This window comes from Neobacillus drentensis (genome assembly GCF_036966985.1).
GTDB classification, from domain to species: domain Bacteria; phylum Bacillota; class Bacilli; order Bacillales; family Cytobacillaceae; genus Neobacillus; species Neobacillus drentensis_E.
This window is the reverse complement of sequence record NZ_JBALSN010000190.1, coordinates 17142-20369: the sequence shown is the minus strand read 5'-3', so window position 1 is coordinate 20369 and position 3228 is coordinate 17142. Positions and strand designations below refer to the sequence as shown.

Here is a 3228-nt window from a genome sequence, read left to right as displayed (position 1 = left end):
CAAATATGAAGATAATAGTAATTTCCACCGCTTCGATCTAATCTTTGGAAAGGGTAGTATATAGAATTTTTTGAAAAATATTTATATAATTAGGTTGTAAATACATAAAGGGGGTATATAGAATGACAGCCACTCCATATTTAGATGTTTGGGACCTGGACGTAATTTTTAAAGGTGGCAGTGAGTCCGCAGAATTTGCAAACCACTTAATCCTCACCTCAGAATTAATTGAGCTATTCCAAGCAAAAGTGAATAACTGGTCGCCACTCAATTCCACTGAGGATGCAAAACTCTTGAAAGAATTACTTGAAGACTTTGAGCATGCGGCTAAAAAGCTTCGTCAAGCAGGTGCCTTTGTTGGGTGTTTACAGGCACAAAATACAGACGATAAAAAGGCTTATAACCTTGACGCGAAAGTAACCAGCTTAAGTGCTGCCTTCCAAACAGCTCTTAGTAAGTTTGACAGTTCATTAACATCGATCACTGATGAAGTTTGGAAGAAGCTGTTAGCGGATGAACAATTAAGTGTACTTTCTTACATACTAACGGAACGGCGAGAACGTGCAAAAGACAAACTCTCTAAAGAAGAGGAAGCATTAATTAGTGCCCTTGGTGTGGATGGTTATCATAGTTGGGGGCAGTTGTATGATTTAATCGTTGGAAAAATAAAAATCCCTTTTAACGAAAACGGAGAAGAGAAACAGCTGTCAGTCGGTCAGGCTTTTAACAAATTTTCAAGCCCTGACAGGGATATCCGCGCAGCGATTTTTGCAAATTGGGAGAAGGCTTGGGGAGAACAGGCTGATATTTTAGCCAAAACCCTTAATCATCTTTCTGGCTTTCGCTTAAACGTTTACCAGAAAAGAGGCTGGGAGGATATATTGAAAGAGCCGCTCAGTATTAACCGAATGGAAAAGGGAACGTTGGAAACCATGTGGGGAGTCATTTCGGATAATAAACAAAAACTCGTTAAGTATTTAGAGCGGAAAGCATCGCTCTTAGGAATTGAAAAATTGAGTTGGTACGATTTAGATGCCCCATATGGAATAACGGCTTCAAAGGTTACTTATCAAGAAGGAGCTGAATTTATCGAACAGAACTTCGCGATTTTCGGTGAGAAAATGGCTTCTTTCGCTCGAAAAGCATTTGAGGAGCGATGGATTGAGGGGGAAGATCGTCCTGGAAAAGCGCCTGGCGGCTTTTGTACTTTCTTTCCGGAAAGTAATCAGTCCCGTATTTTCATGACTTACTCAGGAACACCATCAAATGTTTCAACATTAGCTCATGAACTTGGTCATGGCTTCCACACATTTGCTATGAAGGGTGTCCATCATCTTAACCGGAATTATGCGATGAATGTTGCTGAAACTGCTTCAACCTTTGCTGAAATGATTGTTGCAGATGCAGCAGTAAAAAATGCAAAAAATGAAGAAGAAAAACTGGTTCTTCTTGATGATAAAATCCAAAGAACGGTTGCTTTATTGATGAATATTCATGCGCGATTCTTGTTCGAAACCCGCTTTTATGCGGAAAGAAAACAAGGTCCTGTCGCGGTGGAACGTTTAAATGAGTTAATGCTTGAAGCTCAAAAAGAGGCCTATAGCGATGCATTAGAAGAGTATCATCCATTATTCTGGGCTTCGAAATTACACTTCTTTATTACTGGGGTTCCGTTTTATAATTTCCCGTATACATTTGGTTTTCTTTTCTCACTTGGCATTTATGCACAGGCGCTAGAGGAAGGCAAAGGTTATGAAGAGAAGTACATTGCCCTGTTAAGGGATACAGCATCAATGTCAGTCGAAGACCTTGCAAAGAAACATTTACAAGTTGATTTAACCAAACCAGATTTCTGGGAGAAAGCCGTTCGAATTTGTCTTGATGATATTGATGAATTCTTAATGCTAACAGATAAGTAAGGAAAAATAAAAGCATCGACCGGGGTTAGTTTGGTCGATGCTTACTTTTTATTCAACACTAAGTTCAGCTGAAATTACGCAGCCGATTGCCGCAGTAATGACTATTGCCATCACAACCATGAACATACTCTCCACCCCTTAGATAGATCCTGTTCTTTCTAATTTGAATTTATCATATTTTCACAGTATCAATCGGAGGGAAATTTGAACATTTTGTTAACAAAAACTCTAAGCTATTAGCAATTATATTTACCTATGATTCATTATGAACTTTTTTTCTTTGATATAAAGAATAGCGACAATAATAAGATATGCAGTGGCATCTCGTTACCTCCTAATTTTTATTCTCAGCTAGGTGGTATCCTTCATAATCCAGAAACTTGCACCCCGACCTTGCATTAATAAAAACCTCATATTTAAAACCACCTTTCTTTTTTTAAAATTTTTAACTAATTACATGCTCCGGAACATGGATGCTTGACGGTCTTTGTTTTGTTCATAAAGCTTCTCAACCATTTCTTGATGATTAGCTTCTTCTATGCTTACTTTTCTTTTCTTAATTGTGATCGAAAAGAAGATGATATTTAGAGTCATTTTTTTCACTTCCTTGTTTCATTTTCTGTTAATTTAAGTATTTCCATTACATATAGCGGTACATGGAAATTTGCTTATCCTTGTTTTGCTCATAAAGCTTTTCAACCATTTCCTGGTTTGCAGCCTCTTGAAGACTGATCTCACGTTTTTTAAATGTAATCGAGAAGAAGAAAATATTAAGTGTCATGGAAAACCACCTCCTTTAAATAATTTTTTGTAATCCAGTTCCAGTCTCAACAAATTTAAACTATGCTGTACATATCCAAAATGCTCTTAAAAAGGGCACAAAAAGGCCGCAGAAGATTATCCCCTGCGGCCCGGTTATTTGTAGGCACAAAAATACCGCAAGGGGTCACTCTCCCTGCGGCATGGATATGTATGGTAACTTAACGTAATATTAAGCAATCCATTCCAGTCGGGTCGAATGTTTGATATTCAAATATACAGTTGTAGATGCTGCAGTCATGCCAATTGGTGCTACTGTCTTGCCAGTTAAAGCTAACATCATTTTCTTCGACCTCCTTTTTGGAATAATTTACTTACTACGGTAATTATATCCACACGTATACACTTTGTAAACCTTTTTAATGAAAATTTTTCAAATTAATTCAAATGCCTAATTTAAAAGGCGAAAGCGCCCGTTCAGCTGCGTATGGACTGGAGCGCTCCAACCGAGATAAAGGAAACACGGAGAGCGATAGCGATTCGATGTTGA

The 3228-nt window shown here is 37.9% G+C and carries 3 protein-coding genes; 1 reads left to right on the top strand and 2 read right to left on the bottom strand.

Annotation, left to right across the window (positions count from 1 at the left end; genetic code table 11):
• Nucleotides 1-122: 122 nt before the first annotated feature.
• On the top strand, nucleotides 123-1919 hold the full coding sequence (locus V7659_RS13010) for a M3 family oligoendopeptidase (protein ID WP_335540349.1): 1797 nt from the start codon (nucleotides 123-125) through the stop codon (nucleotides 1917-1919).
• A 453-nt stretch (nucleotides 1920-2372) separates the two neighbouring features.
• Here V7659_RS13010 and V7659_RS13005 read toward each other — a convergent pair whose 3' ends face one another.
• Together V7659_RS13005 and V7659_RS13000 are read right to left on the bottom strand one after the other, a co-directional pair.
• Nucleotides 2373-2513, bottom strand: a complete 141-nt coding sequence (locus tag V7659_RS13005) for a YrzI family small protein (RefSeq protein ID WP_335540348.1) — start codon at nucleotides 2511-2513, stop codon at nucleotides 2373-2375.
• Between the two features lie 46 nt (nucleotides 2514-2559).
• A complete protein-coding gene (locus tag V7659_RS13000) occupies nucleotides 2560-2700 on the bottom strand; it encodes a YrzI family small protein (protein WP_144547759.1) in 141 nt (46 codons plus the stop codon).
• Between the last annotated feature and the right edge of the window lie 528 nt (nucleotides 2701-3228).